Raw genomic sequence first — 2,793 nt, 5'->3', positions numbered from 1 at the left:
GGCTCGAGATGGCCTTCCAGACGCAGCGTGTTCAGGCCCAGGTCGCGGACGTACTGCATGCGGTGCTCGGCGTAGGCGGGGTCCCAGCGCAGGAACTCGTCGGGGGACCAGCCCGCGCCCTTGATCAGCAGCGGACGGCCGTTGATCCGGTACTGGCGCGCGCCGTCGGCATTGATCGGTGCTTGCACGTCGCGGATGCCGAAGGCGGTGTGTGCGGTGTCGGAGGTGACCCCGTCGACCGTCAAGGTCAGGTCGAGGTCGTACAGGGGCTGCCCGCCCATCCCGGCGGGCCACCATACGCGTGGCGAAGGCACATGGAGTCGGGGGTGGTCGGCCGGGGAGAAAACCACGGTCCGGCTCTCCCCGGGCGCCAGCGTCACCCGTCGGCTGAGGGCTGCGGGCCCGGCCGTGCCGGAGAGGAGCGTCGTGACGGTGTCGGGTGAGTCGTTGCGCAGGCGGGCCTTGACGGTCAGGTCGGCGGAGGCCAGCGACGGCACGGCCAGGTCGGTGACGACGTGGGCGTCACGGAGGACCACCGGGCCGCTGCGGCGGACGACGACGTCGCGGACGATGCCCATGTTCCGGTCCGGTGGCGGCTGCAGCCAGTCGAGCCAGCCCACGGTGAGGTGCTTGCGCGGGTCGTTGGGCTGGACCCGGAAGGCGACCGTGTTGGTGCCCGGCCTGATCAGAGCAGTGATGTCCAGCTCGTGTCGGGTGTAGGTGCCGGCGACCTTGCTCGCCGTCGAGATCTGACGGCCGTTGACGAAGACGTCGGCGGCAGAGGTGACCCCGCTGAAGTCGAGATACGTACGACCTACCCGGCTGTCGTCGACCGAGAAGTCGGACCGGTACCACCACGGGACCGTGAAGTCGGCGGCAGGGATCAGCTTCTGGTTGGTGGAGTGGAACGGGTCGGGGTGGACGCCGGCCGCCAGCAGGGCGGCGAGGACGGTGGAGCGAGGGCCGGCCTGGTACCAGCCCTTCGTCGGATAGCCGGGGCTGGACACCTCGGCCGCCGGGTCCGTCACCAGGGCGGTCGACTGGATCATGAACCCGGCCAGAGCCGTGCCGGAGTCATGGCCGGCGGTGACCACGGCGGCAGCCGGCGGACCGATCGCCGCCTGGCCAGTAAAGCCGCCTGGGGTGAGGGCGGGGGCCAGGAGGACAAGCAGGCCGAGGAGGGCGGAGACGACGGACCGGCCAGGTACCCGAGCCCGGCGGTGTGACGGACCACGGGCCGGAATGGACGGGAACGGGTAACCAGGGCGGCACGGCGACACCCTGCCCAGCGGTTGAGGCATGCCATTCAGCATGGTGCCGAAGCCTTGGCAGCCGACGCTCCACATGCCGCGCGTCGCCCGATCGCAGCAACCGGGGAGCGCGGGGAGGAGTAATTCCGAGGTCCTCAGGTGTCGCGCGCAACCCGGATGACGGGAGTGTCTGACGGGCGCTGGGGCCGCTCTTGGGGCCCGGGGTGTCCCCCTGTGGCGGGAGTGTGGGCCCCCCTACCAACCCCTACTGGTGTCCTGCGCCAGTAGTTGATCGTTAGTTGTTGTGTGACTTCTGCTGCTGGTGCGTCAAGTTCCTCGTCGGGGCCCGAAGCTGGAACCGCTGCTGTTGTCCGCTGAGGAGCGGGCGGTGTTGGAGCGGTGGACGCGTCGGGCCACATCGGTCAGGTCCTGCGCGCACGGATTGTGCTGGCATGCGCGGGGCCGGAGGTGCCGCCGATCGTGGCGGTCGCCCGGGATCTGCGGGTGAGCGCAGACACGGTCCGCAAGTGGCGGCGGCGTTTCCTCGCCCACCGCCTGGACGGCCTCGTTGACGAGCCCCGGCCGGGCCGGCCGCCCAGCATCAGCGTCGATCAGGTCGAGGCGGTCGTGGTCACGACGCTGGAGCACGTCCCGGAGAACGCCACCCACTGGTCTCGGAAGTCGATGGCCGAGCACAGCGGCCTGTCGAAGTCCACCGTCGGGCGGATCTGGCGGAAGTTCCAGCTCAAGCCGCATCTGACCGACACGTTCAAGCTGTCGACGGACCCGTTGTTCGTGGAGAAGGTCTACGACGTCGTCGGCCTGTACTTCAACCCCCCCGAGGGTGCGGTGGTGCTCTGCGTGGATGAGGAGTCGCAGATCCAGGCGCTGGACCGGCCGCAGCCGGTGCTGCCGATGATGCCGGGCATGCCCGAGCGGCGTACCCACGACTACGTCCGCAACGGCCTGACCACCCTGTTCGCCGCCTTCGATGCCGTCACCGGCGAGGTCATCAGTGGCCTGCACCTCCGGCACCGGGCGGCGGAGTTCAAGAAGTTCCTGATCAGGATCGACAAGGAGGTTCCCGCGCATCTGCAGATCCACCTGATCTGTGACGACTTCGGCACCCACAAGACGCCCGTGATCAGGACGTGACTGGCCGAACACCCCGGTTCCGCATGCACTTCACCCCGACCGGCTCCTCCTGGATCAACCAGGTCGAGCGGTGGTTCGGCTTCCTGACCGACCAGAAGATCCGCCGTGGCGCACACAAGAACGTCCAGGCCCTCGAAGCCGACATCCGCGCGTGGGTCAAAGACTGGAACGAAGACCCCAAGCCGTTCATCTGGACCAAGACAGCCGAAGAAATCCTCGACTCCCTCGCTCACTTCTGCCAACGGATCTCTGGCGCAGGACACTAGTGTGATGCGCCAGAAATCCTGAGGGTTAATTTTCCTCTGTTTTCTGGTTGTTGGCTCCGACCTTGGTGAGGTAGTCGGCGAGGGAGTTGAGGATCTCGTCGGCGGACTTGGTCCAGGTGAAG

General features: G+C 68.1%; 1 protein-coding gene and 1 pseudogene. One reads left to right on the top strand and one right to left on the bottom strand.

Translation table 11 applies throughout. The features are described from left to right. Nucleotides 1-1,301, bottom strand: a 1,301-nt coding sequence (locus tag ACTWQJ_RS49745) for a glycosyl hydrolase 2 galactose-binding domain-containing protein (protein ID WP_443312948.1), incomplete at its 3' end; no start/stop codon positions are given. 271 nt (nucleotides 1,302-1,572) lie between these two features. On the opposite strand from ACTWQJ_RS49745, the pseudogene ACTWQJ_RS49740 reads away from it, so the two are divergent. Then, a pseudogene (locus tag ACTWQJ_RS49740) lies at nucleotides 1,573-2,671 on the top strand (IS630 family transposase). The last annotated feature ends 122 nt before the right edge of the window (nucleotides 2,672-2,793 follow it).

Source organism: Streptomyces sp. KR55 (genome assembly GCF_052245645.1).
In the GTDB taxonomy this organism is placed as follows: Bacteria; Actinomycetota; Actinomycetes; order Streptomycetales; family Streptomycetaceae; genus Streptomyces; species Streptomyces flavusporus.
Note: the sequence above shows the minus strand (reverse complement) of the source record. Positions and strands in the feature narration are given on the sequence as shown.